Source organism: Kitasatospora sp. NPDC001309 (assembly GCF_042896295.1).
Lineage (GTDB): Bacteria > Actinomycetota > Actinomycetes > Streptomycetales > Streptomycetaceae > Kitasatospora.
In genome coordinates, this window is the sequence record NZ_JBIAXC010000059.1 from 16,598 (window position 1) to 42,776 (window position 26,179).

Annotated in this window: 24 protein-coding genes; 12 read left to right on the forward strand and 12 right to left on the reverse strand. The window is 74.9% G+C overall.

The features are described 5' to 3' along the window. Positions 1-5 precede the first annotated feature (5 nt). The 5 genes from ACFY2K_RS38255 to mscL all read right to left on the reverse strand — a co-directional run bounded on the left by ACFY2K_RS38255 (position 6) and on the right by mscL (position 5,934). Positions 6-311: a DUF6191 domain-containing protein gene (locus tag ACFY2K_RS38255; RefSeq protein ID WP_380525611.1), complete on the reverse strand. Its 306-nt coding sequence runs from the start codon at positions 309-311 to the stop codon at positions 6-8. 73 nt (positions 312-384) lie between these two features. Beyond that, positions 385-2,838 (reverse strand): right-handed parallel beta-helix repeat-containing protein, encoded by a 2,454-nt coding sequence (locus ACFY2K_RS38260; RefSeq protein WP_387717268.1) that lies wholly within the window; start codon positions 2,836-2,838, stop codon positions 385-387. A 297-nt stretch (positions 2,839-3,135) separates the two neighbouring features. Further along, positions 3,136-4,011 carry an MOSC domain-containing protein gene (locus ACFY2K_RS38265; RefSeq protein WP_380525612.1) on the reverse strand — a complete coding sequence of 292 codons (876 nt, stop codon included), beginning with the start codon at positions 4,009-4,011 and terminating at the stop codon, positions 3,136-3,138. 262 nt (positions 4,012-4,273) lie between these two features. Continuing rightward, positions 4,274-5,068, reverse strand: coding sequence for a DUF6643 family protein (locus ACFY2K_RS38270; RefSeq protein WP_375892364.1), 795 nt, complete (start codon positions 5,066-5,068; stop codon positions 4,274-4,276). Between the two features lie 419 nt (positions 5,069-5,487). Then, positions 5,488-5,934 (reverse strand): large conductance mechanosensitive channel protein MscL, encoded by a 447-nt coding sequence (gene mscL, locus ACFY2K_RS38275; RefSeq protein ID WP_375892363.1) that lies wholly within the window; start codon positions 5,932-5,934, stop codon positions 5,488-5,490. A 498-nt stretch (positions 5,935-6,432) separates the two neighbouring features. On the opposite strand from mscL, the gene ACFY2K_RS38280 reads away from it, so the two are divergent. From ACFY2K_RS38280 to ACFY2K_RS38290, 3 genes are all read left to right on the forward strand, one after another. Further along, positions 6,433-7,635, forward strand: a complete 1,203-nt coding sequence (locus tag ACFY2K_RS38280; protein ID WP_387717271.1) for a glycosyltransferase family 4 protein — start codon at positions 6,433-6,435, stop codon at positions 7,633-7,635. Between the two features lie 92 nt (positions 7,636-7,727). Next, positions 7,728-8,420 carry a thiol:disulfide interchange protein DsbA/DsbL gene (locus ACFY2K_RS38285; protein ID WP_380642304.1) on the forward strand — a complete coding sequence of 231 codons (693 nt, stop codon included), beginning with the start codon at positions 7,728-7,730 and terminating at the stop codon, positions 8,418-8,420. 65 nt (positions 8,421-8,485) lie between these two features. Beyond that, positions 8,486-9,364 (forward strand): alpha/beta fold hydrolase, encoded by an 879-nt coding sequence (locus tag ACFY2K_RS38290; RefSeq protein WP_387717273.1) that lies wholly within the window; start codon positions 8,486-8,488, stop codon positions 9,362-9,364. 18 nt (positions 9,365-9,382) lie between these two features. On the opposite strand, the gene ACFY2K_RS38295 is transcribed toward ACFY2K_RS38290, so the two are convergent. After that, positions 9,383-10,129, reverse strand: a complete 747-nt coding sequence (locus ACFY2K_RS38295; RefSeq protein WP_380593210.1) for an SAM-dependent methyltransferase — start codon at positions 10,127-10,129, stop codon at positions 9,383-9,385. Positions 10,130-10,232: 103 nt separating this feature from the next. Further along, positions 10,233-11,381 carry a glycosyltransferase gene (locus ACFY2K_RS38300; RefSeq protein WP_380525616.1) on the reverse strand — a complete coding sequence of 383 codons (1,149 nt, stop codon included), beginning with the start codon at positions 11,379-11,381 and terminating at the stop codon, positions 10,233-10,235. 57 nt (positions 11,382-11,438) lie between these two features. Here ACFY2K_RS38300 and ACFY2K_RS38305 point away from each other — a divergent pair, with 57 nt between their 5' ends. Then, a complete protein-coding gene (locus tag ACFY2K_RS38305) occupies positions 11,439-12,209 on the forward strand; it encodes a glutamate racemase (protein ID WP_380525617.1) in 771 nt (256 codons plus the stop codon). A gap of 559 nt (positions 12,210-12,768) precedes the next feature. Here the strand turns inward: ACFY2K_RS38305 and ACFY2K_RS38310 are convergent. Beyond that, positions 12,769-13,959 (reverse strand): polysaccharide deacetylase family protein, encoded by a 1,191-nt coding sequence (locus tag ACFY2K_RS38310; protein ID WP_380525618.1) that lies wholly within the window; start codon positions 13,957-13,959, stop codon positions 12,769-12,771. A gap of 341 nt (positions 13,960-14,300) precedes the next feature. On the opposite strand from ACFY2K_RS38310, the gene ACFY2K_RS38315 reads away from it, so the two are divergent. Beyond that, positions 14,301-14,570 carry a hypothetical protein gene (locus tag ACFY2K_RS38315; protein ID WP_375892349.1) on the forward strand — a complete coding sequence of 90 codons (270 nt, stop codon included), beginning with the start codon at positions 14,301-14,303 and terminating at the stop codon, positions 14,568-14,570. Between the two features lie 276 nt (positions 14,571-14,846). Further along, positions 14,847-15,335 (forward strand): NUDIX domain-containing protein, encoded by a 489-nt coding sequence (locus tag ACFY2K_RS38320; RefSeq protein ID WP_380525619.1) that lies wholly within the window; start codon positions 14,847-14,849, stop codon positions 15,333-15,335. 53 nt (positions 15,336-15,388) lie between these two features. On the opposite strand, the gene ACFY2K_RS38325 is transcribed toward ACFY2K_RS38320, so the two are convergent. Next, positions 15,389-15,928 (reverse strand): PTS-dependent dihydroxyacetone kinase phosphotransferase subunit DhaM, encoded by a 540-nt coding sequence (locus tag ACFY2K_RS38325; RefSeq protein ID WP_380525620.1) that lies wholly within the window; start codon positions 15,926-15,928, stop codon positions 15,389-15,391. A 412-nt stretch (positions 15,929-16,340) separates the two neighbouring features. Here ACFY2K_RS38325 and ACFY2K_RS38330 point away from each other — a divergent pair, with 412 nt between their 5' ends. From ACFY2K_RS38330 to ACFY2K_RS38345, 4 genes are all read left to right on the forward strand, one after another. Beyond that, positions 16,341-16,529, forward strand: coding sequence for a DUF397 domain-containing protein (locus ACFY2K_RS38330; protein WP_360243590.1), 189 nt, complete (start codon positions 16,341-16,343; stop codon positions 16,527-16,529). A 792-nt stretch (positions 16,530-17,321) separates the two neighbouring features. Further along, on the forward strand, positions 17,322-17,816 hold the full coding sequence (locus ACFY2K_RS38335) for a hypothetical protein (protein WP_375892343.1): 495 nt from the start codon (positions 17,322-17,324) through the stop codon (positions 17,814-17,816). 117 nt (positions 17,817-17,933) lie between these two features. Continuing rightward, positions 17,934-18,017, forward strand: coding sequence for a putative leader peptide (locus ACFY2K_RS38340; protein ID WP_380642323.1), 84 nt, complete (start codon positions 17,934-17,936; stop codon positions 18,015-18,017). A gap of 222 nt (positions 18,018-18,239) precedes the next feature. Beyond that, positions 18,240-19,544: an acyl-CoA dehydrogenase family protein gene (locus ACFY2K_RS38345; protein ID WP_387717277.1), complete on the forward strand. Its 1,305-nt coding sequence runs from the start codon at positions 18,240-18,242 to the stop codon at positions 19,542-19,544. A 57-nt stretch (positions 19,545-19,601) separates the two neighbouring features. Here ACFY2K_RS38345 and ACFY2K_RS38350 read toward each other — a convergent pair whose 3' ends face one another. Beyond that, positions 19,602-20,813, reverse strand: coding sequence for a phosphotransferase (locus ACFY2K_RS38350; protein WP_375892338.1), 1,212 nt, complete (start codon positions 20,811-20,813; stop codon positions 19,602-19,604). 469 nt (positions 20,814-21,282) lie between these two features. Here ACFY2K_RS38350 and ACFY2K_RS38355 point away from each other — a divergent pair, with 469 nt between their 5' ends. Continuing rightward, positions 21,283-22,764, forward strand: a complete 1,482-nt coding sequence (locus ACFY2K_RS38355) for a hypothetical protein (RefSeq protein ID WP_375892337.1) — start codon at positions 21,283-21,285, stop codon at positions 22,762-22,764. A 117-nt stretch (positions 22,765-22,881) separates the two neighbouring features. Here the strand turns inward: ACFY2K_RS38355 and ACFY2K_RS38360 are convergent, their stop codons facing one another. Further along, complete coding sequence (locus ACFY2K_RS38360; protein WP_380525623.1) at positions 22,882-23,385, reverse strand: PAS domain-containing protein; 504 nt, start codon at positions 23,383-23,385, stop codon at positions 22,882-22,884. Positions 23,386-23,672: 287 nt separating this feature from the next. Here ACFY2K_RS38360 and ACFY2K_RS38365 point away from each other — a divergent pair, with 287 nt between their 5' ends. Next, positions 23,673-25,169 carry a HEAT repeat domain-containing protein gene (locus ACFY2K_RS38365; protein WP_380593206.1) on the forward strand — a complete coding sequence of 499 codons (1,497 nt, stop codon included), beginning with the start codon at positions 23,673-23,675 and terminating at the stop codon, positions 25,167-25,169. 93 nt (positions 25,170-25,262) lie between these two features. Here the strand turns inward: ACFY2K_RS38365 and ACFY2K_RS38370 are convergent, their stop codons facing one another. Further along, complete coding sequence (locus ACFY2K_RS38370) at positions 25,263-26,105, reverse strand: undecaprenyl-diphosphate phosphatase (protein WP_380525629.1); 843 nt, start codon at positions 26,103-26,105, stop codon at positions 25,263-25,265. Positions 26,106-26,179: the final 74 nt, after the last annotated feature.

Below are 26,179 nucleotides of genomic sequence, written 5' to 3' on the forward strand. Positions count from 1 at the left end.
GTCCGTCACCCGCCCGCACCCCGTCGGATCACGGCCCGGCCGCCCGCGAGGTCGATCCCGGTGCGCTTCGGTGCGCCGTCGTGCTCGTCGTCCCGCAGCACCAGCTCGACCCGGCGCTGCTCCAGCTGTGCCCGCTTGCCCGGGTAGAGCAGCGCGTGCAGCTCCTCCGTCGCGGTCGCACCGGCGCCGCGCCCGACCGGGGCGGCGTGCCGACTGCGCAGTCGCCGTACCACCGCGCCGAGGAAGAACAGCACCACCAGCCCGGCCGGTAACAGCAGTCCGCCCGCGGCGCCCGTCAGAAGCGTTTCCATGACCGGCCCAACGCCCCGTCGCCGACGGGGAGTTCCCGCACCGTCCCGCCGTCCCGCCGTCCCGCCGGCCGGCCTACGGCAGAGTTGCAGCCGGCAGGTCCGCCGGGACGAGCAGCTGCAGTTCCTCCGTGGACGGGTCGGCCAGCGAGGCCACCCGCACCGCGTGGCGCTCGACCATGGTCTCGAACACCTGCCGCGCGGTGCGCCCGTTGCCGAAGTTGGGGCCGCGCTCCAGCCCGCCGAAGTGGTCCAGCAGCGCGCCCTCGGCGGCCTCGGAGAGCGCGTACTCGTGCTCCGCGCACTGGGCCCGGGCGATCTCCAGGAGTTCGTCCGCCGTGTAGTCGGGAAAGGTGACGGTCCGTGAGAAGCGGGACGAGACACCGGGGTTGGCGGAGAGGAAGCGCTCCATCTCGGCGGTGTAGCCGGCCACGATGACGACCACCGCGTCCCGGTGGTCCTCCATCAGTTTGACCAGGGTGTCGATCGCCTCGCGCCCGAAGTCCCGGGCGCCGTCCTCGGGGGCGAGGGCGTACGCCTCGTCGATGAAGAGGACCCCGCCGCGGGCCCGGTCGAAGGCGGCGGCGGTGCGGATCGCGGTGGAGCCGATGTGCTCGCCGACGAGGTCGACCCGGGCCACCTCGACCAGGTGGCCGCGCTGGAGCACCCCGAGCGAGGCGAGGATCTCGCCGTACAGCCGGGCGACGGTGGTCTTGCCGGTGCCGGGGGCGCCGGTGAAGACCAGGTGGCGGCGGAGCGAGGGGGCCTTGAGGCCGGCCTGGCGGCGGCGCCGGCCGACCGAGATCAGGTCGATCAGCGTGCGCACCTCCTGCTTCACCGTGGCCAGGCCGACCAGCGAGTCCAGTTCGGCGAGCGCCTCGTCGGCCGGGCGGCAGTCCGGGATCGGCGCGATCGTGGCCGTCGCCGCGGCGGCGGAGCCCGCCACCGGAGAGGTCGAGAGGGCGGTCGACACCGGTGCCGCCGTGGCGTGTTGGGCGGGCCTCGGGGCGGGCAGCTCGGGCCGTCCGGCGGTGCCCGGGCCGGCCGGGGCGGGCGGGGCCACGTCGTCCGAGGTGCACCCCTCCGCGACCGGTCCGGGCTCGGAGAACTCGAAGCCGGCCCGTTCGTTCTGCTCCGCCCGGCAGCGGGTGAGCTGGGTGCGGCACCCGTCGATGATGTGGAAGCCGAAGCCCTTGCCGTGCGAGACCCGGCAGTCCTCGAAGGTGCCGCGGCCCTGGGCCGAGACGTACACCCCGGCGTCCGTGCTGGCCCGTACCGTGCACTCGCGCAGCACCGGGTCGGCGCCCTTGGTGACGATCACCCCGGTGGCGACGTCGGAGATCTCGCAGTCGGTGAGCAGTCCGCCGCTGCCGTGGTCGCGGAACCAGAGCCCGGTCCCGGCCTCCTGCACCTGGCAGGAGGCGAGCGTGACGGTGGCCCCGCCGCTGACCGAGACGGCCGAGCTGCGGATCCGGCTGAACGAGCAGCCCCGGGCGACGGCCGCGGAGTCCCGGTCGAGGACGAACAGCGCGTCCGGCAGGTCGTACAGCGAGCAGTCGGTGAGGGTCAGCCGGGCGCCGTCGCTGACCCACAGCGCCGGGTACTCACCGGTGGAGCCGTGGATCCGGCAGGACTCGGCGACCGCCTCGGTGCCCTGGTCCCAGACCGAGAGCGCGCCGCGCCCGAAGTCCCGCACGGTGCTGTTGGAGAGGCGGAGTTTGGCGCGGCCGCGCAGGTCGGCGCCGTTCTCCGGCAGGTCGTGCACCCGGCAGCCGGTGAGCACCAGTTCGGCCTCGCCGTCCAGGGTCAGGCCGTTGCCGGTGACCCGGTGGATGTCGCAGTCGACCAGCCGCCCGCCGGCCTGGGCCTCGGCCTGCACGCCGCTGCCGCGGATCTCGTAGATCTCGCAGCCGGTGAGCTCCGCGGCGCTGCCCGGGTCGGAGAGCAGCACGCCGGCGCCGGAGGCGTGGTGGATCCGGCAGCGGTCGAGGGCGGCGGTCGCCCCGCCGAGCACGGCGAGCCCGGCCTGGCCGGCCGCGGCGACCTCGCAGTCCTCGAAGGCGGCGGCGGTGCCCTCGCCGCGCAGCCGCAGCCCGAGGCCGCCGGGGTTGGCGACCACGCAGCCGCGCAGGGTCGGGCGGGCGCCGCCGCCGATCTCGACCCCGGTGGCGGAGCGGGTCTCGATCCGGCAGCCGCTGAACGCGGGCGTCGCCTGCGCTCCGGTGACCAGGACGGCCGGGGCGGAGCTGTCGCCGCCCTCGACCACCAGGTCGCGCACGGTCGCGGCGGCGGTGACGGTGATCGCCACCCCGGAGGCCGGTTCGATCCGGACGGTGCCCGGGCCCTGGGCCGCAACGATCGTCACCGGCTTGTCCAGCAGCACGTTCTCCCGGAAGGTGCCGGGCCGGACGGTCACGGTGTCGCCCGGCTCGGCGGCGGCCAGGGCCTCCGCGAGCGTGTCGTACTCGCCCGCGCGGCGGCGCCAGCGGGATGCGCTGTCCTGGGTGACCCGGACCCTGTGCTCAGCCATGACGATCTGTCGTCCCCACCTTCGTCGTGCCGGCGATCAACGGGCCGTGGGCGCGGGGGTGCGCGGGCCGTCCGCCCACCGTAGCGCGCCCGGACGGGTGATCCGTCCGTCCGTCCGGACCGGCCGGTGCGCCCGCCCGGGGCCGCTCGGCACGGGCGGGCACCGGGGGCGCCCACCGCGGCCACAGGTTCCGACCACTTGCTTCAACGAGCGCGCACAGCCGGAGTTCCGTGCCGGCGGGCCGGAGGCCGCGCTCCGGGCAGGGCGCGGGAGTCGGGGCAGGGCGCGGTGGTGGCGTCAGCGCTGGTCGGGGGACCAGTGCGCCCCGTCCTCCAGGACCTCGACGTCGTCGCCGAGGCGCAGCGTCCCCAGCACGTCGCCCTCGACACCGGCCGGGCGCTCGGGGATCAGGTTCTGTCCGAACGCGGCCCTCCGCAGCAGCCGGTGGTGCCGGGCCAGGGTGCGCAGCGGCTCGGGGCCGCGCCGCTCGCCGCTCTCCTGGTCGGTGGTGGTGACCACGCAGCGGCCGCAGGGCTTGACCACCTGGAAGGTGAGCGCGCCGATCCGGATCCGGCGCCAGCCGTCCTCGGCCCAGGGCTCGGAGCCGGCGACCACCACGTTGGGGCGGAAACGTTCCATCGGCAGGGTCTCGTGGCCGTCCGGGTGCTCGGCGGCGATCAGTTCGTTGAGCCGCTCCAGCGAGCCGGTGGCGGTGAGCAGCAGCGGGAAGCCGTCGGCCATCGAGACGGTGTCGCCGGGCCGGCCGTACTCCGGGTCGACGGGCCGGGCGCGCGGGTCGTCCAGGTGCACCAGGCGGTAGTCGCCGAGGCGGTCGGCGATCCACTCGTGGGCGTCCTTGGCGGCCTCGACGGCGCGGAAGCGGGTGCCCCAGACCTCGACCTCGGCGATCGGGTCGCCGGCGTCGGCGGCGGGCGCGGCGACCTCGATCCGGGAGCCGTCGGGGGCGGTCAGCGCGAGTGCGCCGTCCGGCAGCAGGTCGACCCGGACCTGTCCGAGGGCGGCGTTCTCGCGCTGGCTGACGAAGCGTCCGGTGGGGTCGGCGAGCATCCAGCGGCGGTCTCCGGCCAGACCCCAGGGATGGACCGCGGCGCTGTCGGGGCTCAGGCGGTACATCGACTTGACGGGGTAGACGTGGAGTCCGGTGAGGTGCATCCCTCCATCCTGCCAGCAGCGATCGGGGCGGACGCGGCTGCCCCGGGGCGCTTCGCGACCGCTGCGGACCGGTGGGGGAGCACCGGTCCGGGACCTCTCCCGGCCCCCGTACGCGCACGGACCGCCCGGTACGCCGTGGGGGGCGTTCCGGGCGGTCCGTGGATGACCCGTTCTCCGTTCGCCCGGCGTTCGGGGGGCGCCGGGTGGTGCTCAGGTGGTGCGGGTGGTGGCCGGTGGGGGCGGCCCCGTGGTGTGCTCGGGCTCAGTACCCCTGGCCCTGCGGCTGGTAGCCGCCCTGCTGGTAGCCGCCGGGCTCGCCGTACGGGCCGGGGCGCTGCGGCTGCATCGGGCGGACCGGCGCGACCGGCGCCATGGCCGGGCGCAGCTGGGCGCCGCCGAAGCTCTGGTCGCCGCCCTGGCCCTGGAAGCCGGGGCCGGCCGGGTTCTGGCCGCCGAAGGACTGCTGGCCGCCGAAGCCCTGCGGACCGCCCTGCGGGCCGCCGGGTTGGCCCTGGCCGAAACCGGCCGGTCCGCCGGTCGGCTGCGCGCCGAAGGTCTGCTGCCCGCCCTGGCCGATGAAGGTGTTCTGGCCGCCGAAGCTCTGGCCGCCGGTCGGCTGGTAGCCACCGCCGGCGGTCTGCGCGAAGGTCGGGGCGGCGGGCTGCGGTCGCTGGTACGGCTGGGGGGCGCCGTAACCGGGGACGGGCGGCTGCGGCGCGGAGGCGTACGCGGGCGCGGGCTGCGCCGGGATGTACGCCGTGGCCGGGCCGGCGGAGGGGCCGCTGCTCGGGCCGGGGCCCAGGGCGAGGCGGGCGGGCGGCAGCGCGGGGAGGTTGCTGCCGGCACTCTCGTACCCGTTGCCGTACCGGTTCTCGTAGGACTGGCCGAGGCCGGATCCGTAACCGGAGGACAGTGCCGGGGGCAGGGCCGCCGGCACGTTGATGGGTGCGATCTGGGGGACGCCGCGCTCAGCCACGAGGCTGTCGTAGATCGGCGTGCCGGAGGAGAAGGACGGAGAGGGGTAGCCGACTCCGTCGTAGGAGCGGGGCGAGGTCATGGGGCATACGGTAAGCCCACAATGCGCCTGCTGAGGAGAGCGGGAGGGGGAGCAGTTCGAGTGTTTACACAGTCTTCGCCCGCACAAAGGTTTCGAAAGTAGGAAGAACGGACATACCGGCGTTCAGTTCCGGACAGTCCTGGCACCCCGTCAGTGATCGAACAGCACCCGGACGCAGCCCCCGCAAGGCCTTGCGGTGACGGGCCGATGGCCGTTCGGGGACGCTGTGGAGAAACTTTTGCGGACAGGGCGTGCGCCGGCGCATTCGAGCCCCCGCCGACGGTCCGGCGGAGGCTCGTGAATGTTTGGGGAATAAATTTCCCGTCAGCGCCCACAGCGGGCGTTCCGGGCGCGGTCCGGTACCGGTTTGGGCGCGGTCCGGTAGCGGTCCGACCGCCGTCCGGATGCCATCCGGGGCGTCAGTGCGACTGTAGCGCCTGGGACTGCGCGGGCAGACCGGGTCGGGCGGCCACCTCGCTGGTGCAGAAGGAGCAGCGGGTCGCGGCGGCCGGGATCGAGCTCAGGCACTCCGGGCAGTCGGCCTTGGCGGCCGGCGCCGAGGCCTTCTCGAAGCGGTCCTGCAACTTGCCGACCGGCACCACCACGGCGAAGTAGATGAGCGCGCTGACCAGCACGAACCCGATCAGCGCGTTGACGAAGAGGCCGTACGGGAACTTGGTGCCGCCCACCTCGAAGGTCTTCTGGGTGAAGTCGCCGACCGCGCCGGTGGCGACCCCGATCAACGGGGTGAGGAAGGCGCTGACGAACCCGGTGACGACGGCGGTGAAGGCCGCGCCGATCACGATGCCGACCGCGAGGTCCACCACGTTGCCGCGCAGCAGGAAGCTGCGGAATCCCTTGAACACCGGGTGACTCCAAATCCGAACGGGGAAGGGGGAGATGGGGCAGAACGGCGGGCGCCCCGGCCGGACATCCTGCCGACCGGCGCGGGCCGAGGTCCAACCGCGTTCACCCGATCCGCGTAACCGGTCGGCGGCCCGGAGCGGGCACGCCCGGGCGGGGCACGGGCCCTGCGCGTACCGGCCGTCCGGCCGCCCGCGGCCCGAGGTTGACCCGTTGGGGTGACGCTTGGGTGCGCGCCGCTGCCGTGACCGCCGGTGCGGCCCCCGGTGCGGCCCCCGACGCGGCGCCGGCGGCGTGAGCCGGTCCCCGACGCGGCGTGCGGGGGAGCGGAGGGCGGTCCTGCGGAGCGGCGGGGGGCGAGGCGGGGCGCACGGCGGTCGCAACCGGCGCACGACGGCGGGTCCTCAGCGCACACCGGGTGTACGGGCGCGGGCGCACGGGCCACCACCAGGTTGCGCGAAGGGGCTGTACCGCGCCGGGCGCTGTGCCAAGGTCGGTCCATGCCCGACCCTACGGCGGCCGATTCGGCCGGAGCCCGCCCGCGCGTCCTGCACCTGATCAGCGACGAACGCCGGGGCGGCGCCCAGAACTTCGCCCGTGACCTCCACCGGGAACTGCGCCGCCGGGGCCAGGCCTCCGCGCTGTGCGCGCTCGCCCCGCACCCGGCCGTACCACCCGCCCGACCGGGCGCGGGCGCGGCCGGGGTGTGCACCGCGGGGACGGTCGTCCCGGGGACCTGCGGCGAGGGCTGCCCCGACACCGCCCGGCCGCGCGCCGCCGCCGTGCTCGGCCCCGGCCGCCTGCGCCCGAGCACCCTGTGGGCGCTGCGCTCCGCCGCCCGCGCCGCCGACGTGGTGCTCGCCCACGGCTCCGACACCCTGGCCGCCTGCGCCCTCGCCCTGGCTGGCACCCCCACCCCCTTCGTCTACGTCTCGGTCGGCCACCCCCGCTACTGGACCGCCAACCGGCTGCGCAGACTGCGCGGGGGCGCCCTGATGCACCGTGCCGCGGCCGTCACCACGCTCACCGACGAGGCGCGCGAGGTGCTGGAGGGACAGTTCGAACTGCCCGGCGGCAAGGTCCGGGTGATCCCCAACTCCCGTGCGGCCGAGAGCTATCCGCCCGCCGACGGCCGGGACGACCGGCGTGCCGCCCGGCACGCCCTGGGCCTGCCCGCCGACGTCCTGCTGGTCGCCTGGATCGGTGCGATAGCTCCCGAGAAGCGGCTCGACCTCGCCCTCGACGTGCTCGACCGGCTGCCCGACGTCCGGATGGCCGTCGCCGGGGAAGGCCCGCTGCTGGAGGCCCTGGCGCGCCACCCGGCCGCCGCCCGCGCCCACTTCCTCGGCCCGCTGCCCGACCCGGCCCCGCTCTACCGGGCCGCGGACGCACTGCTGCTCACCAGCGACAGCGAGGGAGTGCCCGGGGCGCTGATCGAGGCGGCGCTGGCCGGGGTGCCCGCCGTGGCCACCGACGTCGGCTGGGTGCGCGAGGTGGTCCGGGACGGTGCCACCGGAGCGCTGGTCGCCCCCGGGGACCCGCTCGCGCTGGCCGAGGCGCTGGCCAAGGTGCTGGCCTGCAACCGTGCGGGCCTCGGCGCCGCGGCCCGGGCGCACGCGCTGGAGCACTTCGAACTGGGCGCGGTGGTGGACGACTGGCAGCGGCTGGTCGCCGAGGTGTGGGCGGGCGGCCCGCCGAGCTGAGCCGCGGCCCGGCTACGCCGTTCGGGCGAATCCGGGCCCGCCGCCCCGTACCGACTCGCCGGTAACGGGGCGTCGGCACCACACTGCCCGGTGTGAACTCGAAGTCGCTGCTGCGGTCCGCCGTCCTGCTCGCCATCGCCGCCGGGATCGCCGTGTCGCCCGTCCAGGCCGGTGCGGTGGCCCACCGATCCCCCTCCGAGGGAGCGCAGTTCGTCAAGCTCGACCACCCGCAGCCGGTGCGCGAGGACACCCGCACCGAGGCGGTCGAGTTCTTCTGGTACGACTGCGGCCACTCCCAGGCGCTGGAGCAGCCGCTGGAGGCCTGGGCCGAGAAGCACCGCTCCGACGTCGCGCTCCGCCGGGTCCCGGCGATCTGGCCGGGCGGTTCGGACGAGGGCGTGCAGCGCGCCCACGCCCGGCTGTACTACACCGTGGAGCGCCTCGGGCTGGTCGACCGGCTCCAGGTCAGCGCGTTCCGCTCGATCCACACCGACCACGCCGACCTCACCACCGAGGCCGCCGCCACCGACTGGGCGGTGCGCCACGGCGTCGACGCCCAGCGCTTCCGTACGGCCTACCGCTCCGCCGAGGTGGGGCGGTCGGTGGACGACGCGGCCGCCCAGTTCGTCCGCTACGGCATCAACGAGCTCCCGACGGTGGTCGTCCAGGGCGAGTACCGGACCTCGCCGACCAAGGCCGGCGGCGTCGAGGCGATGCCCGAGGTGCTCGACTACCTGGTGCAGCAGGAGCAGGTGAAGGGCCACCGGACCCCGATCGGCGGGTGACTTCTGGTCAGCTCGCTCCCGCACAGGCCTATGCCTAACCGTTCAGATGCGCTTTAATGGTTAGCATGAGCGAGCTGACGATCCCCCAGGTCCACCACCACCACCACGTCGACCTCGACGGTCTGCGCGTCTTCTACCGCGAAACCGGCCCGGCCGACGCCCCCGTCCTCCTGCTGCTGCACGGCTTCCCCTCCGCCTCCCACCAGTACGCCCGGCTGCTCGACGCGCTCGGCACCCGCTACCGCCTGATAGCCCCCGACTACCCCGGCTTCGGTCACAGCGACAGCCCCTCGCCGGAGACCTTCCCGTACCGCTTCGACACCCTCGCCGACGTCATCGAGCGCTTCTGCCTCGCCCTCGGCCTGGACCGCTTCGCGCTCTACGTCTTCGACTTCGGCGCCCCCGTCGGCCTGCGGCTGGCCACCCGCCGACCGGAGTGGATCACCGGCCTGGTGGTCCAGAACGGCAACGCCTACGAGGAGGGACTCTCCGACCAGGCAAAGGGGTTCATCGCCAACCGGCGCGGCGTCCCCGGCGCCGAGGAGGCCGCCCGCTCGATCCTCACCCTGGACGTCACCCGCAGCCAGTACGAGGGCGGCACCACCGACCCGAGCCTGGTCGCCCCCGACGGCTGGACCCTCGACCAGCACTTCCTCGACCTGCCCGGCCGCAAGGACATCCAGGTCGAGCTCGCCCTCGACTACTTCTCCAACGTCGAGCTCTACCCGGCCTGGCAGGCCTGGCTGCGCGCCGAGCAGCCGCCCACGCTGGTGATCTGGGGGCGCAACGACCCGTTCTTCATCGAGGCCGGCGCCCGCGCCTACCTGCGCGACCTGCCCGGGGCCGAACTGCACGTCCTGGACACCGGGCACTTCGCCCTGGAGGAGAAGCTGCCCGAAATCGCCCCGCTGATCGACGACTTCCTCGCCCGGACGCAGAAGTAGCCCCTTCGGCGGGGGAGTTCAGTCCCGGCGCAGCAGGTAGCTGACGAAGCCTAGCGTCCCCCGGTAGCCGTGCAGCCATCCGGTGCGGTGCGCGTCCGCGGCCTCGCGGGCGGCCGCCGCGTCCGGGTCCTCCGGGTGATCCAGTGCCCACTCGGCCAGCGAACCCGTCCAGGAGAACTCGTAGTCGTCCCACTCGCGCACCGAGCTGACGTGCCCGTACACCGGTGTCCAACCCGCCGCGAGCACCCGGTCGGTGGTCGTCGCGAGGTCCGCGAAGTCCTCCGGGACGGCGCCCAGTCCGTCCAGCGCGGCCCGGGACGGCTCCCGCTCCCAGAACCCCTCGCCGACCAGCAACCGCCCACCGGGAGCGAGCAGTTCGCGGGCCGCCGCGAGCGTGGGCAGCAGTCCGTCGAAGGCGTGGGTGGAGCCCACGCACAGCACCAGGTCGAAGGGCTCGCGGTCGGTGAACTCCCGGGCGTCCCGGTGGTGCAGGCCGATCCGGCGCACCACGCCGAGCGCCGTCGCCGCCTCCCTCGCCCGGGTCAGCGCCGCGGCGTCCACGTCCACCCCCACCGCCCGCCAGCCCGGCCGCGCGGCCAGCGCCCGCAGCAGCCAGGCGCCCTCCCCGCAGCCGAGGTCCAGCACCCGGCCGCTGTCCTGCCCGCCCAGCGCGCGCTCCAGCAGCCGGGACACCGAGCCGTCCGACAGGGGCGCCGCGATCGGGCGGTGGGCATGGGCGAGCCGGGAGATCCGCTGACGGTCCATCCGAGCAGTATGGGCCCCGACCGGCCCGCCGCGCCGCCCTTTTCCGCCTCGGGGATCGCCTCGGGAATCGCCTCGGGAATCGCCTCTGGGCTCACCTCGCGACTCACCTCCCGGAGTACGTCCGGCCCTTCCAGGCCGCGCCCCGGCCGCGCCAGTGCTGCACCGCCGAGTCCACCGTCATCAGCAGGTACAGCGAAGCGGTGAACGGCAGCAGCAGCACGGCCACGGCCGGCTGCCCGTAGTACCGGACCATCGGCAGATAGGTGCCCGCCATCAACGCCCAGGCCGCCCCGCCCGCCGCCGCCACCCACGGCGCCCCCGCCACCAGCCCGGCCACCAGCGCCACCGGCGGCACCAGGTACACCAGCGCCAGCCCCAGCACCGTCCCCAGCAGCAACAGCGGCGAGTGCCGCAACTGGGCGTACGCGCTGCGCGACACCATCCGCCACAACTGCTCCAGCCGCGGGTACGGGCGGACGCTGTCCACCTCCTCGGCCAGGCCCAGCCAGGTGCGCCCGCCCGAGGACTTCACCGACCGGGCCAGCGAGACGTCGTCGATCACCGCGCCCCGGATGCCCGCCACCCCGCCCGCCCGCTCCAGCGCCTCCCGCCGCACCAGCGAACAGCCGCCCGCCGCGGCCGCCGTCCGCGCACCCGGGCGGTTGCTCCGGCGAAAGGGGTACAGCTGGGCGAAGAAGTACACGAAGGCCGGCACGACCAGCCGCTCCCAGCCGGTCTCCACCCGCAGCCGGGCCATCTGCGACACCAGGTCCAGCCCGTTCGACTCGGCCGCGGCCACCAGCTCGGCCAGCGAGTCCGGGCCGTGCGCGATGTCCGCGTCCGTCAGCAGCAGGTACTGGACGTCCGGGCCGGCCAGCTCCACCCCGTGCCGCAGCGCCCACAGCTTGCCCGTCCAGCCCTCGGGCAGCGGGGGAGGGGTGGTGACCGTCAGCTCCAGTCCGTCCAGCGTCCGCAGCTCCGCCGCCACCGCGCCGGTGCCGTCCGAACTGTGGTCGTCCACCAGGATCACCCGCGCCCGACCCGGGTACTTCTGCGCCAGCAGCGTCGGCAGGCTCACCGGCAGCACGGCTGCCTCGTCCCGGGCCGGCACCACGATCGCCGCCTCCGGCCAGCGGGCCGGCGGACGGCGCGGCGGCAGCCGGACGTCGGTGCGCCAGAACGAACCGTGGCAGCACGCCAGCCAGAGCCAGACCAGCAGGGAGAACGCGGCGATCCACAGCAGCACGGTCACCCCGGCAGTCTGCCGCAGAACCGGCGGCGAGGGGTGGATCGACTAAAGTCTTGCCTCGTGAAGATCGCACTGATGGACTCCGGAATCGGCCTGCTGGCCGCCGCCGCCGCGATCCGGGAGCTGCGCCCGGACGCCGACCTGGTGCTGTCCTCCAACCCGGCCTCGATGCCGTGGGGGCCCCGCACGCCCGAAGAGGTCACCGAGCTGGCCCTCGGCTGCTGCCGGGCCGCGGCCGCCCTCGGCCCCGACGCCCTGGTGATCGCCTGCAACACGGCCTCGGTCCACGCCCTCGACACGCTGCGCGCCGAACTCGAACCCGGACTGCCCGTCATCGGCACCGTCCCGGCGATCAAGCCCGCCGCCGCCCTCGGCGGCCGGGTCGCGATCTGGGCCACCCCCGCCACCACCGGCAGCGCCTACCAGCGCGGGCTGATCCGTGACTTCGGCGGCACCGCCGAGGTCACCGAGGTCGCCTGCCCCGGCCTGGCGGACGCGGTCGAGCACGGCGACGACGCCGCCATCACCGCGGCCGTCGCCGACGCGGCCGCCCGCACCCCGGAGGGCACCGACGTGGTGGTGCTCGGCTGCACCCACTACGAACTGGTGGCCGACCGCATCCGCGCGGCCGTCGCCCCCACCGCCGCCCCGGGCCTGATCCTCCACGGCTCCGCCGAGGCCGTCGCCGCCCAGGCCCTCCGCCGCGTCGCCGACCCCACCCGCATCGGCAGCGGCACCCTCACCGTCCTCCACGCCGGCGCCCCCGCCACCCTCCCCCCCGCCGCCACCCTCTACCCCCAGGGCCTCACCCTCACCCCGGTCCCCGCCTGACCCCAGCGCCCCGGGGACCGCACCCGGTGACCCACCCCCGCGCGGCCCCTTCGGCGCTCCCGCGCACGGAAAGTCGGCCCGTCCGACTTCCCGCTCCGCAGCGCCCTGGCCCGAATCCGAGTGTCGGGGTGGCAATTCCATCCCGCCGGCGCCCGGCATGTCTCGATCCGATCCGTTGCTGCGCCGCCCATCGGCACCCCGTACAGGAAGTCGGTCGGGCCGACTTCTCTTGCGTCAGGGCCTGCCGGTGAGGGGGCCGGGGCGAATACTGGTGCGGTCCCGTGCTCCAAGGCGCCAAGCCCCCCACGATCGCGTGCCGCACGGAAGGTCGGCCTGGCCGACTTCTCATGGGGAGGAGGGCCCGACCTCGAGGAGTCGGGGCGGGCAGAGACCCTTCCTCCTGGCGTAGCAAGTCGGCCTGGCCGACTTCCGGTGCGTGGGGTGGTGCCGTTCGGGCAGGGAGCCTGCCTGGGAGGCAGGGCGGGGTGCGTCCCGGAGCCCCGCGCCGCGCCGCGCGGGGAGTCGCCCGGGTCGACCTCCCGCGCGGCGGTGTCGCTGGTCAGGCCACCTCTTGGCGGCGCCAGCGGCGGTAGGCGGGTTCGAGGCCGGAGAGGATGGTGTCGAAGCGGCGGATGCTGGTGGTGGAGTCGACCTGGAGGCGGCTGATCTGGAGCGGGTGGGAGGGGAGCCGGGGGCCGAGGCGGTGGTCGGAGAGGAAGCCGAGCCGGTAGCCGAGCTCCTGCAGGACGGTTTCGGCACGGGGGTCGTGGCCGCCGTCGGGGTAGGCGAAGGCGGTGGGGGGTTCGCCGAGCCAGTGGGTCAGGGCTTCGTGGGCGCCGGTGATCTCGGCGCGGACGGTGGCGTCGTCGCAGCGGCCGAGGCACGGGTGCCCCTGGGTGTGGTTGCCGATGGCGACCCCGCCGTCCCGCAGGGCGAGCAGGTCGGCCGGGGTGAGCTGTTCCTGGCGGGGCGGCCGGCGGTCGGCACTGACCCGTAGTTCGTGCAGGCTGCGGCGCCGGTCCGGGTCGGGCATGGCCTTGAGCCGGGGGAGCAGCTGGGAGGGGTGGCCGCAGTCGAGTGAGCGGGCGCGGCCGCCGTGGCGGGCGAGGAAGTCGGCCTCGTGCCACCAGAAGGGGCGTTCGGTGCCGATGAGTTCGGAGATGACGAAGGCGGTGGCGGGGATGCCACGGGCGTCGAGGGCGGGCAGGGCGTGGGTGAGGACGCTCCGGTCGGCGTCGTCGAAGGTGACCAGGACGCTGCGCGGCGGCAGCGGCCGCCGCTCCGTGACGGCCTGGAGGACGGCCTCCAGCGAGACGGGGGTGGCGAGCCGTCGGAGCCGGTCGAGCTGGGCGCCGAAGGAGCGGTGGTCGGTCACCCCGTGGTAGGCGAGGACGGCGAGGCGCTGGGCGGCCCGGGCCCGGAACAGCGGTTGTACGGGGGCGAACCGCAGCCATTCGCCCCGTGCGTCCTGCTGTTCCTTCGCGGTGTGCTGTGCGTCTGCCTGCTTCGTCTCCAGGTGTTGGGTGTCGAGGCGTCTGGCGGCGAGCCGGGTCGGGTCGAGCAGGGTCGGGTCGATCCGCACCGTTTCGAGTCGACCCGCGTCGAGGCGCTTGGTCTCGACGGCCGGTCGGGGTCGGCCGGCGCCGTGGTGGTCGGACGCGCAGCCGGTGGTGGGTGGGAGGGGGCGCAGGCCGGGCCGGGGCCTGGCGCGTGCAGTGGCGGTCGATGGGGTGGACTGGGTCTGCGGCAACGGTTCCCCCTTGGTCGCCGAGCGGCGTGGCGGTACCGCCGGAGGACGGAGCCCGGCCTCCGGCTCCAGGGGGCGGCGGCTCCGCTCCCTGGGTATTCCGGTTCTCGGTGGGGGGTTCTCTCCCGTCCCGTGAACGGCTCCTGGATCACTCGATGCCATTGAGACCGCTGCACCGGACGGATGGTTGTACCGGGGGGACGAGGATTTTTCGTGGACTGATTGTGGAGCCCGTACACGCGTGAGCAGGCCAGGGGCACCCCCGCGGGGCTGCTCGCGCAGGGTGTCCGGGCCCTCACTCCCTGCGGGCTGCCTCGGGGGCCCGCCCGGGGTACCTTGGGCTCATGGCAGATGCGGACCGTGATCACTTCCACCTGCACGGCGCGACCCGTTGGAACCGCGCGTGCAGCGGCGGAGCCCTGGTCACCCACCGGATTCCGCTGACGGCGGCGGGTGTGGCCTGTCTCGTGCTGGGCATCGTGGTGGCCGTGATCGTTCCGGACAGTGACGGTCCGGCGTGGGCGATGGCGGTGGCCGGCTGCTTGGCGGCGGGGGTCCTGCTGCTCGGCCGGATCGCCTTCGGGGTGGTCCGGCGGCGGGGTGCCGCGCTCTGACGGAGCCCTCGGGGTCACTCCGTCGGACGTCCGATCGGATGGTCCGGCGTGAGCCGATCAACTTTTCAACAGATGCATTAACAGATAGAGCGAATTTGGTCAGAACGACCGAATTTCATCTCATCGGACAATCCCGCACCCCCTTCTCCCGCAATTCCGGGTGACACCCCCTTCCCCCCTCTCCGGTGAATGCGTTCCCGCGGCCCCGACCGCCCCGAGCCGCTGGTGGCGGTGACGGCCGGAGGCCCGAGCGGCGGGCTGGATAGGCTGCGTCGCATGGCGATCCCTCCCTTCCTCCTCGAACTCCGCTCCCTCGTGGGCCACCGTCCGCTCTGGCTGAGCGCCGTCGCCGCCGTCGTCGTGGACGACTGGGGGCGGGTGCTGCTCGCCCGCCGGGCCGACGACGGCCGGTGGGCGTCGGTCGGCGGCATCCTCGATCCCGGCGAGCAGCCCGCCGACGGCGTGGTGCGCGAGTGCCTGGAGGAGACCGGCGTGGAGGTCGTGCCCGAGCTGCTCGCCTCGACCACGGTCACCCCTCCGGTCCACTACCCCAACGGCGACGTGACCCAGTACCTGGTGCTGACCTTCCGCTGCCGGGCCGTCGGCGGCGAGGCCCGGGTGAACGACGACGAGTCGCTGGAGGTGGGCTGGTTCGGGCTGGACGAGCTGCCGCCGATGCTCGACTTCGAGCACGACCGGCTGCGCCACGCGCTGGAGTGCCAAGGCCCGGCGGTCTTCACCTGGGAGGGCCGGGAGCGCCCGTAGCGGGCCCGGCGGCGCTACGTCCCGGTGGCGGCTCTCAGCCCACCCGACGGATCTCAGCCTTTGTGCTGCCGGTAGGCCTCCTCCGCGGCGTCGAGCACCGCGGCCAGGTCCCCGCCCGCCGTGGCGGTCGCGGTGGCGGCCACCGCGCCCTCCACGAACGGCGCGTTCGCGAAGCGGACCGGGAACGGCAGGCCGTGCTCGTCGGCGTCCGAGAGCAGGGCCCGCACGGTGGTGACGGCTCCGCCCAGGTCGGCGAGCACCACCACGCCGTGGCCCTGGTCGACCCGCCGGGTGGCGGCGGCCACCAGGACCGCGCTGATGCCCGGTCCGTCCGCCGGGTCGCCGCCCGTCGCGGCGACCGGCGCGGGGGAGTCGGATCCGGTCAGCGCGAGTGCCAGGGAGCGTACGGCGGTGGCCAGTTCCTGGCTGTGCGAGACCAGGACGATCCCGACCCGGCCGTGCGCGGCCGTCCGCGCCGGGGTGGGGCGGGGCAGCGGGGTGGGCGAGGGCGGGGTGCGGGGGGCCGGCGGGTGGGCCGAGGGAGCGTCGGAGATGGGGATGACGTCGGCGCGGGTGCCGTCCCGGCGGCTCATCGGCTGCTCCCTGGGGCGAGGTGGAGGTTGGGGTGGTGAAACGGGGCGCGGGCGGGACCGTACGCGCCCTGGCAGCACTCTGGCAGCTGCCCGCGGCCCGGTCCGGCGGGACACGCCCCACCGGGCCCCGACCGCTCCTCCGCGGGCCCTTCGCCGATCCACCGGCCCCGCGCGGCGGAGGCGCGGCAGAACACGCGGTCGAGGCATGGCAGGAGACCCGGCCGAGGCGTGGCGCAGACGTGGGGGTGACCTCGCCAACCCGCTGACCGGGGCCGGTGGCTGTGGTTAGGCTGGCGCTGGAATGCCGTCGGGAGGAGATCGGTCAGTGGCAGTCAACAGCGGTACGGACACCGGGGCGAGCACCGGGACGGTCGGCGCCGAGCCGGAGCTCGCGCGGAACGGGAAGCCGAAGGTGGACTTCACCGGGGCCGAGTGGCTGTGCAGCAGCCAGGGCGTCGGGGACGTCCAGATCGCGTTCGTGGACGGGTACATCGGGATGCGGGACGGCCGTCAGGAGGACGGGCCGGTCCTGGTCTTCACCCCGGCCGAGTGGCGGGCCTTCGTGCTCGGCGCCCGGGACGGCGAGTTCGACCTCACCTGATCGTCCGCGCCGTCCGGGCGCACCCGCGGAGCGGTCCGAGCTGCAGGGAGAAGTGCGGCGTCCGGGTCCGCTCCGTCGGTGCGTCCGGGGCGGGCGGGTCGGGTGGGTCGCTGATTCCGGTACCGAACATCACAACTGATGATCTTTTGAGCGTGCCCCGTCAGAATTTCTGTTGACTGTTAGACAAACGCAGCTCAGAGTATGAGCACAGGCAGACGCCGTGCCCACCGCCCCCACGCGGCCAGACACGGCGCCTGCTGTTGCGGCCCGGCAGCACTGCCAGGCCATACCTCCCAGTCATCCCCTGCGCACCGGGGTGCGTCGGCCGGTCCCGGCCCACGAGGGGCCGGCAGTCGCCGGGAGGCTGGCACCACCGCCGAGAGCGACTCGACGGACGGCACCGTTTGCTCGGGACCCGCACGCCCCCACGCGGCGGCGTCCCGAGCAGATCCACGGGAGCGACGGGCCGGGGCCCCGCGGATCTGGCTCTTGTTGCACGGAACTGCAGTGGAACTGTTGGCTTGTGTGTTCGTGCTGTGTGCGACGACGAAGCTGGGTGCTCGGCAGTTCGGCACGACGAGTGCACAGTGAGGGATACGCGTGTAGGGCCGCGTTGCGACATGCCGTCCCCCCGGAGGGTGAAACCCAGAACGGCTGTCGTGCTGAACCGAACGTAGCCCGGACGGTTGCTCAGAGTCAACATTGGTCTCTGAGCGTCGACCTCCCGCCCGCCCCCCGTCGGCGTCCCACCCGCCTCGCGAGTGTGGTGTGCCGGACACGTACGATGTTCCCATGTCTTTTCTCCGCCGTCGCTCCGGACAGCCCGCCGGCCCGGACTTCGACGTGCTCGCGATGGACCCGGGTGACTGGCCCGGTGACTTCGGTGCGGCCATGATGACCGGCCCGGACGGCTCCTGCCAGGGGATTTTCCTGCGCTACGACCTGTTCGGCGGCAGAGGCCCGGCGATGTTCATCGGCAACCTCCCCGAGGGTTCGCCCGCCCGGGACACCGGCGACGAGGTGCCCTTCGAGGTGCGGCAGCTGCTCGCGGCGCTGGAGAACGACGAGCCGGTCGAGTTCGCCTCGGCCGAGGACTTCCCGGTGATGCTCGGGGACGACCTGCTGATCGTGAAGAAGGTCAAGGTCAGCGAGGAGCGCGTGTTCTGCGCCCAGTTCGGCCGCAGCGACGGGGTGCTCGTCACCATCGCGTCGTGGGACCGACCGATTTCGGACGACCTGTATCAGCTGTTGAAGCCGCTGCCGGCCGACATGTTCCAGCAGGGCTGATTCCGGCGGGGCCGATTCCGGCACGGCCGACCGTGCCCGCCCGCGGCCCGGTCGGGGCCCGGCCAGGGCTCGGACGCTGCTTGACGGTATCGATCACCGGTTCGTACAGTCGCGAACATGCCGTGCCGTCTCCCGCTGTTGACCCGTCGCAGGCATCTGGACCTGTGCCGGACCGCCGGCGGGGTGTGTCCGGGCCGCTGAGGGGGGATCTCGCCCCCGTGGCGGCGGGTGGCCGACCGGACCGGGTCGGCGCCGAGACCGGGGGCGGGCCGCGGGCCGGCCTCCGGGGCCGCCGGCCCGTTCGCGCGCCCGTACGGCGTGCCGTCCGCACCCGCTGAGCCCATGCTGCCGCCCGGAGGCACCAGCCCCATGACGACCATCGCCGCCAACGATCGTTCACCGAACGATCGTCCCCGAACCGATTTGTCGGATTCCGGCCATCCCGCCCCTTCCGCCCCGCCCGCGCGCCCGGCGTCCCCCGCCCGGCCCTCCCGCCCCGCGGCGCCCACGGCACCCGTCCCGCCCGCTCCCGCCGCTGCCACCCCTCCCACCGCGACCGCCGCCACCGCCGAGCCCGACCGCTCGGCGGTCGAGGCCGCGCTGGCCGGCCTGCCCCGGGTGGTCGACCTGCTCGCCGCCCGCGCCGAGGAGCACGACCGCGACGCGACCTTCCCGTACCAGGGCATCGAGGCGGTGCACGAGGCCGGGCTGCTCACCCTGACGGTCTCCCAGCGGTACGGCGGACCGGGCGGGACGCTCGCCGACACCGTCCGGGTGCTGGCCCAACTCGGCCGCGGGGACGCCTCGGTGGCCGTGGTCACCGCCTTCACCCTGCTCCAGCACGCCGAGCAGGCCCGCCGCGCGAGCTGGCCGGCGGCCGGCTACCGGCGGCTGCTGACCGAGTCCCGGCGCGGGCCCGCGCTGGTCAACACGCTGCGGGCGGAGCCCGGCGGCCGGCCGGACGAGCCGCTCGGGACGGTGGCCCGACGGGACGACGAGGGCTGGCTGCTGACCGGCCGCAAGACGTACTGCACCGGCGCCGAGGCACTCGCCTGGATGGCCGTCACCGCGCGGACCGACGAACCCGAGCCGCGGGTCGGCACCTTCCTGGTCCGCGGGGAGAGCGAGGGCCTGGAGATCGACCCCACCTGGGACCAGCTCGGCCTGCGGGCCAGCGCCAGCCACGACGTCGTCCTCGACGCGGTGCGGGTCCCGCTCGAACTCGGGCTCGGGCTGCGCACGCCCGGCCGGGAGGACGCGCAGGAGGCCGAACTCGCCCGCGCCTGGCACGACCTGGCCCTCGCCGCGGTGGCGGTCGGGGTCGCCCGGGCCGCCGAGGCCTGGCTGGTCCGTTTCCTGAACCAGCGCACTCCGGCCAATCTCACCGAGCCGCTCGGCACCCTGCCGCGCTACCGCGCCGGGCTCGGCGAGATCGACGCCCAGCTGATCGGCGCCGAGGAACTGCTGTACGGCCTGGCCCCCCGGGTGGACCGGGGCGAGGCGGACGCGGTGGCCCGGACCGGACCGGCCCACCTGCTGGCCACCCGGGCCGCCACCGCGGCCGTCCAGCAGGCCGTCGCGCTCACCGGCAACCCGGGACTGAGCCGGCGTCACCCGCTGGAGCGCTACCTGCGGGACGTGCTCAGCAGCCGGGTGCACCTGGCGCCCGAGGAGGCGGTGCTGGACGCCGCCGGCCGGGCCGCCCTGGCGAAGGGCGTCCGGGCATAGCGTCACCGGCCGGGGCGCCCTGCGCCAGGGCCGGTGACGGGGGTTGGGCGGAGGTGGTCAGCGGGTGCCGACCGCCGCCCGGACCGCGCGGCGGGCCAGCGCGGCGTCGTCGTAGAGCCGGCGGATCATGATCCGCTGCTCCTCGCCGGCGCCCGGCACGTCGTACAGCCGGATCTCCCGCATCAGCACCAGCACCAGGTTGACCAGGAACGCGTCCCGGGCCATGGTGCCGCCGCTCTGGGCGAGTTGGCTGATCTGGCGGCGGGCGGCGGTGTCGCCGGAGAGCACGCCCCAGAGCACCGCCAGGTCGTAGCCCGGCAGGTACCAGCCGGCCTGCTCCCAGTCGACCAGCACCGGCCCGGACGGCGCCAGCAGCATGTTGCTGAGCAGCGCGTCGCCGTGGCACAGCTGCAGCGGGGTGTTGCCCAGGCCGTGCAGCAGGCCGCGCAGGTCGCCGGCGTCCCGGTCGGTGAGCTGGCCCACCGAGTGGTAGCGGGCGATCTCCAACTGGTAGTCCAGGCGCGGCTGGAACACGTCGCTCGGCGGCCGCCAGAGGTTCAGTGTCCGGACCGCGCCGAGCAGCGCGCGGACCTCGCCCGGGGTGGGCGCGTTGACCGGGTGGCGCTCCCGGGCGGCCGGGCGGCCGGGGATCCGCTCCATGACCAGCACGCACCGGTCGTGGTCGGCCGCGACCAGCCGGGGCAGCCGCACCGGCGGGCGGTGCCGGACGAACGCCCGGTAGACCGCGACCTCGTGGTGGAAGTCGGCCACCAGCTGCTCGAAGTACTCACTCCGCACCGCCTGCGGCGCCAGGCACTTGGCGACCACCGGCGCCCGCCCGATGGTGCCCGCCACCAGGATGTGGCGGCTGCCCTCGCGCAGGACCTGGCGCGGGGTGAACGCCGGACATATCCGCGCGATGCTCCCCAGCGCGGCCCGCACCGACGGGGTCTGCAGCGCCGCCGGGTCGATCCGCTCGGGCCCGAGCGGCTGGCCGGGGCGCCGGGTGCGCAGCACCTGGCCGTCGGCCTGCCGGGCCAGCGGGAGGCGGTGGCCGGCCGGGGGGGCGGCCTCGGGGGTGCGCAGTCCCAGCGCCGTGCGGCCGACCGGGACGCGGGCGTCCGCGGCCCGGCCCTCGGTGCCCCGCGGGGCCACCGGACGGCTCGCCGGGGGCACCTGCCGGGGCCCCGGACGGCCGGTGGCTGCGGTGGGGGGGCGCAGCGCGGTGCGGCTCGCGGTCGGCGTGGGGGTCGTCGCTGAGGAGTACATGGGCTGAGGGTGGTCCCTTCCGGTCCGTCTGCGGGTTCGCCCCGCGGGGCGGGGGAGGGCTGGTGCCGCGTGCTTCCTGGCGTGACGGCGGCCCTGCTTCGGTGGGTGGTGCGCGGGCGCCGGGCACGGACGAGGGGTCAGGAACCCCTGTTCGACGGCGTCCCGGTCGTCCGCACCCTGGGGAATGCGGTCGGCCGGACTGCCGCGGCCGTGCCCGGCGCCCCCGCGCCACCCGGCCGCGCCACCCCCTCGGGTGAGGACCGGGGGCGTCCCGTGCCACGGTCGGGGGACTGCCCCGACGCTGGTGGGACGCCGCCCGACCCGAGGGGCGAGGTGGCGCATCCCTACAACACACCCGTCGGGCACTGGCTTAGTAGTCTGGCGGGCCCTGGCGAACGGTGGCGAATGCTCGCCTGGCACTTGCCGGAGCCTCTAGCCTCGGAGGTGCCGAGGAACCTGGGGGCTTCATTTGAGCAGGGAACCCAACACCCGACTCGCCGATCTGTTCGTCCTGACCGGATGGTCCAAGGGCGAACTGGCCCGGCTGGTCAACCGTCGGGGTGCCGCGATGGGTCAGCAGCAGCTGTCCACCGACACGTCGAGGGTACGGCGGTGGATCGAGCAGGGGGAGATCCCGCGCGATCCGGTGCCGAGGGTGCTGGCGGCCGTGTTCACGGAGCGGCTCGGACGTGTCGTCACCACTGAGGACCTCGGTCTGGAACGACACCGGCCCACCAGGTCCGGAGCGGAGCCGTCCGCAGCAGTCCCGTGGTCGCCGGATCGAACAGCCGCGGTCCTCACCGAGTTCACGGGAATGGACCTCATGCTGAACCGACGTGGATTGGTGGGCGCCGGAGCCGCGCTCACGGCCGGGGCGGTCGTCGCCGACTCCCTCAAGGGCTGGCTGGGCGGGGACGCGGTCGCGTACGCGGCCTCCCTGCCGGGCCCGCGCCAGGTGGTCACCGGGGGCGGCGCGCGCCCGGTGGTCGACGTGTACGACGCGGGCCCGGTCGGGCTCGACGAGGTGGAGTCGCTGGAGCGCTCGGTGCAGGTGTTCCGGGCCTGGGACGCCGCGCGCGGCGGCGGGCTCCAGCGCAAGGCGGTGGTCGGCCAGCTCAACGAGGTCGGCGGCCTGTTGACGCACCGGCACGCCCCGGTGGTGGAGCAGCGGTTGTGGCTGGTCGCGGCCAACCTGGCGGTGCTGGCCGGCTGGATGTCGCACGACGTGGGCCTGGAGCCCACCGCCCAGAAGTACTTCATGATGGCGGCCGAGGCCGCCAAGGAGGCCGGTGACCGGCCGCGGGCCGGCGAGGCGATCTCCCGGGCGGCCCGGCAGATGGTGCACCTCGGCCGGGCCGACGACGCGATCGAACTGATGTCGGCGGCCAAGGCGGGCGGCGGCCTGCTGCTGCCCAGAGCGCGGGCGATGTTCAACACCGTCGAGGCCTGGGCGCACGCCTCGATCGGGCACTCCCAGGACACCTACCGGCTGCTCGGCGAGGCGGAGGACCTCTTCACCGAGGACGCGCCGGAGCCGCCGCCGACCTGGATGCAGGTCTTCGACGAGGCCGAGCTGCGCGGCATGCAGGCGCTGGTGCTGCGCACCCTGGCCGAGCACGACCCGGCGGCGGCCCCGCGGGCCCGGCGGCACGCGGAGCGGGTGATCACCCTGCGGGAGGGCACCGGGCAGCTGCGGTCGGCGCTGTTCGACCGGATCACCCTGGCCTCGGTGCACTGGATCACCGGGGAGCCGGACGCGGCGGAGTTCCAGGCCAAGATGGTGATGAACCTGATCGGCCAGAACTCCTCGCACCGGACCTGGGACCGGCTGCGGGAGATGTACCGGCTGACCGCCCGGTACCGGGGGCTGCCGGTGGTGGACGAGCTGCGGGCGCAGCTCGGGCGGGAGCTGCGGGCGGCGGACGCGAAGAACCGGCCGCGGCCGTCGTGAGACGGGCGGCCGGTCCGGGGTCGGAGCGGCACGGGGCCGGTCGGGCAGGGCGCGAGCGGGCAGGGCGCGAGCGGGCAGGGCGCGAGCGGGAGAGGCCCGGCCGGGAAGGCCCGGGGTTCAGGTCGGCGGGGCCGGCCGGAGCAGCATCCGCAGCGCGGTGACGGTGCCGTCGGCGTCGAGCACGGGCTCGCCCGCGCACTCGACGTGGTCGTGCCGTCCGCCGGGGCGTCGGATCCGCAGGGTGCCGGCGGCCGGACGGCCGTGCACCAGGGCGTCGGTCATCATCCGCCGCAGCAGCGGCCGGTCCGCCTCGGGGAGGCGGTCGGGCAGCCGGTCCAGGCTGAGCGGGCCGCGGCCAGGGTCGCAGCCGAGGAGGAGGTAGGTCGCCTGGTCCCAGCGGACTCCGTCGGTCAGCAGGTCCCACTCGGCCGAGCCGACGGGCCGGTCCTCGCCGGGGCCGCCGCCGAGGTGGGGCCCGGACGGCTCCTGCGCCGTGCCGTCCACTCTGCCGTCCGTTCCGCTGTCGGAGCCGTCGTCGGCGTTGCCGTCCGCGCCCGCCCGGACGCCGTCCACCACCGTGGCGGTGTCCGGCGGGCGGGCGGTGCCTGAGGACATGTTCATGACGGGTCCATCGCTCGGTGTGTCCCCCCGTGTGCGGGGTGTCGTGGTGGTGAGAAGACTGTCGCACAGCGTTCCGGGCGGTGTGGGCGATTTGGACAGAACGCAGGCAAAGTTCCCCTGGCATATGCCACTGTGGCAGCGGCCTTCGTCGCCCTGTGTGCGGAAGGGGGTCCGAGGCGGTAACCTTCGGTGATTCCGGCGCCCGGGCGCCCACCGCAGTACCGACCAGAGACCCCGGCGACGGAAATCCCGTTGCCACTACGACCGCCGCAACGGATGCTGACCTCATGTTCGAGCCAGTGATAGCACCTAGCGCCAGCCTCCTTGGCCTCCTGCAACGAGGCCGTGGTGACGGGCAGCTCCATGCGCTGGCCGCCGACCGTGCCGAGGCCATCGCCGCGCTGGAGGAATGCGTCACCAGGGATCCGCGGGCCGACTGGCAGGTCGAGAGCCGCTCCCTCTACTACGCACGCCTCTACATGGAGCTGGAGGCCTCCCTCGAGGGCATCGAGGACCACCTCCACTCCGCCGAGGACCTCGTCAGCGACGACGAGAGCCGCACCGGCCTCGCCCTCTCCGTCCTGGGCCACCTCGCCGCCTACGGCCGGCGCGACGCGCTGCTGATGCTGCGCGAGTACGCCGCCACGGGCGCCAACTGGGCCTGGGCCCTCGACGAACTCGCCCTGCGCGACGACGACCGGGGCCTGCTGCTGCTCGGGACGGCCGTGCTGGACCGGTTCCCGCCGGGTCCGGAGGGCGACGCCGAGCTGCGCGACTTCATCCGCAACGCCTACGAACCCAGGCCCTGGCGGCTCTGGGCGGCCTACCACCCGAGAGTGGCCGCCGCCGCCGAGCAGTCGCCCTTCGACCTCTGGCAGCGCCAGCTCAACCGCGGTGGCGTCACCCCGGGCTGGTCCACCGCCGACGTCCTGGCCTGGGCCGACCAGGGCCAGCTGGGCGATCTCGGCGCCGGTGCCTTCCTGAGCCGCCCCGAGCCCGTGCGCACCGACGAGGACCGCTCCGGCCCCGACGCGGTGGACCGCCGGGCCGCCGCGGCCGCCCGCTGTCTGACCGCCGTGGTCCGCCCCGAGGACCGTCCGCTCCTGCTGGAGGCCGCCCGGGACGGCCTGCCCGGCGCCCGGCGGGCCGCCCTGCGCTACCTGGTCGACCAGCGCGACGGGGCCGCCCTCGAACTGATCGAGGCCGCCGCAGCTGACGTGGACGACCGGATCGTCCGGGCCGCGTTGGAGCTGCTCGGCCGGATGCGCGGCCCCGAGGTGCTGGCGCAGGCCCGCCGCTGGGCCGACCCGGCCAGCGGGGGCGCCGACAGCGCGCTGGGCGAGACCGCCGTGCGCCTGCTCGCCGACGCGGGCGAGCCGGCCGACGCCCCGCTGGTGGTCGCCGGTCTGCGCCGCTGGATCTCCGTGCACGGGGTCAGCGGTACCGGGCTCGGGTCCCTGGTCGACGGTGCGGGGCGGCTGGCCGCCGCCGACGCCGTCCCGGTCCTGCGCCACGTCTACGGGGAGGCCGCCTCCTCCGAACTGCGCGGCCGCGCCGCCCGGGCGCTCGCCGTGACCGATGTGCGCTTCCCCGAGGGGCCCGCCGTCGAGTGCCTCTGGGACTGCGAGGAGTCCACCCGCGAGCTCGCCGCGCGCCATGTCGCCACCACCGGCGACGCGCGTGTGCTGGAGCGACTGCGCAGGCTCGCCGCCGACCCGGCCGAGGAGGCCGAGGTCCACGCCGCCGTCCGCGGCCGGCTGACCGCCCGGGAGCCCGGGCGGTAGGTCCGTCCGGCACCGGGTGGGCCGGGGCACCGTGTCGGTGCCCCGGCCCACCGTTTCCCCGGGCCGTTCCGGCGCCACTGGTGGAACCGCGTTCTACTTGACCGAACCCGCGTCCGGCGCCAGCACGCCGCCCGCCACCAGACCGATGATCAGAACGCCGAGCAGCACCCGGTACACCACGAACGGCAGGAAACTGTTGTTCGAGATGTACCTGAGGAACCAGGCGATCGCCGCGTAGCCGACCGCGAAGGCGATCAGGGTGGCCAGGATCGTCGGACCCCAGGCCGGCGCCGGGCCCTCGCCGATCTTGAACAGCTCCAGCGTCCCCGAGGCGAGCACCGCCGGGATCGCGAGCAGGAACGAGTAGCGGGCCGCCGCCTCCCGGCTGTAGCCGAGCAGCAGGCCCGCGCTGATCGTGCCGCCGGAGCGGGAGACCCCGGGGATCAGCGCCAGCGCCTGGGCGAAGCCGTAGGCGGCCGCGTGCGGCAGGGTCAGGTCGGTGATCGGACGGGCGTGGCGGACGGCGCGGGTGCGGTCCGCGAGGGCCAGGACGAGGCCGAACACGATCAGCGTGGTGCCGATGACCCGCAGGTCGCGCAGGTGGGTCTCGATGGAGTCCTGGAACAGCTTGCCGAGGACGCCGATCGGCAGCGTCCCGAGGATCACGAACCAGCCCATCCGGGCGTCCGGATCGGAGCGCAGCGCCGGGCGGAACAGCGACAGCGCCCAGGTGCGGACGATCGAGGCGATGTCCCGGCGGAAGTAGATCAGCACGGCGGCCTCGGTGCCGAGCTGGGTCACGGCGGTGAAGGCGGCGCCCGGGTCGTCCCAGCCCAACAGGGCCGAGAACACCCGCAGGTGGGCGCTGGAGGAGATCGGCAGGAACTCGGTGAGCCCCTGGATCAGGCCGAGAACGGCCCCGTGGAACCAGTCGATCACCGAACACCCGCCGGGGGTATCGGGCGGGCGTGGCGGGGGTGCGGCATGGGCGGGTCCTCGCGGGTCGGAGC

Coding starts and splice junctions, on each gene's coding strand:
- ACFY2K_RS38260 (WP_387717268.1), bottom strand. CDS start 2,838: ATGGCTGAGCACAGGGTCCGGGTCACCCAGGACAGCGCATCCCGCTGG.
- ACFY2K_RS38340 (WP_380642323.1), top strand. CDS start 17,934: ATGCCGTGCCGTCTCCCGCTGTTGACCCGTCGCAGGCATCTGGACCTG.
- ACFY2K_RS38325 (WP_380525620.1), bottom strand. CDS start 15,928: ATGAGCCGCCGGGACGGCACCCGCGCCGACGTCATCCCCATCTCCGAC.
- ACFY2K_RS38295 (WP_380593210.1), bottom strand. CDS start 10,129: ATGGACCGTCAGCGGATCTCCCGGCTCGCCCATGCCCACCGCCCGATC.
- ACFY2K_RS38290 (WP_387717273.1), top strand. CDS start 8,486: ATGAGCGAGCTGACGATCCCCCAGGTCCACCACCACCACCACGTCGAC.
- ACFY2K_RS38360 (WP_380525623.1), bottom strand. CDS start 23,385: ATGAACATGTCCTCAGGCACCGCCCGCCCGCCGGACACCGCCACGGTG.
- ACFY2K_RS38270 (WP_375892364.1), bottom strand. CDS start 5,068: ATGACCTCGCCCCGCTCCTACGACGGAGTCGGCTACCCCTCTCCGTCC.
- ACFY2K_RS38255 (WP_380525611.1), bottom strand. CDS start 311: ATGGAAACGCTTCTGACGGGCGCCGCGGGCGGACTGCTGTTACCGGCC.
- ACFY2K_RS38365 (WP_380593206.1), top strand. CDS start 23,673: ATGTTCGAGCCAGTGATAGCACCTAGCGCCAGCCTCCTTGGCCTCCTG.
- ACFY2K_RS38320 (WP_380525619.1), top strand. CDS start 14,847: ATGGCGATCCCTCCCTTCCTCCTCGAACTCCGCTCCCTCGTGGGCCAC.
- ACFY2K_RS38280 (WP_387717271.1), top strand. CDS start 6,433: ATGCCCGACCCTACGGCGGCCGATTCGGCCGGAGCCCGCCCGCGCGTC.
- ACFY2K_RS38265 (WP_380525612.1), bottom strand. CDS start 4,011: ATGCACCTCACCGGACTCCACGTCTACCCCGTCAAGTCGATGTACCGC.
- ACFY2K_RS38335 (WP_375892343.1), top strand. CDS start 17,322: ATGTCTTTTCTCCGCCGTCGCTCCGGACAGCCCGCCGGCCCGGACTTC.
- ACFY2K_RS38350 (WP_375892338.1), bottom strand. CDS start 20,813: ATGTACTCCTCAGCGACGACCCCCACGCCGACCGCGAGCCGCACCGCG.
- ACFY2K_RS38315 (WP_375892349.1), top strand. CDS start 14,301: ATGGCAGATGCGGACCGTGATCACTTCCACCTGCACGGCGCGACCCGT.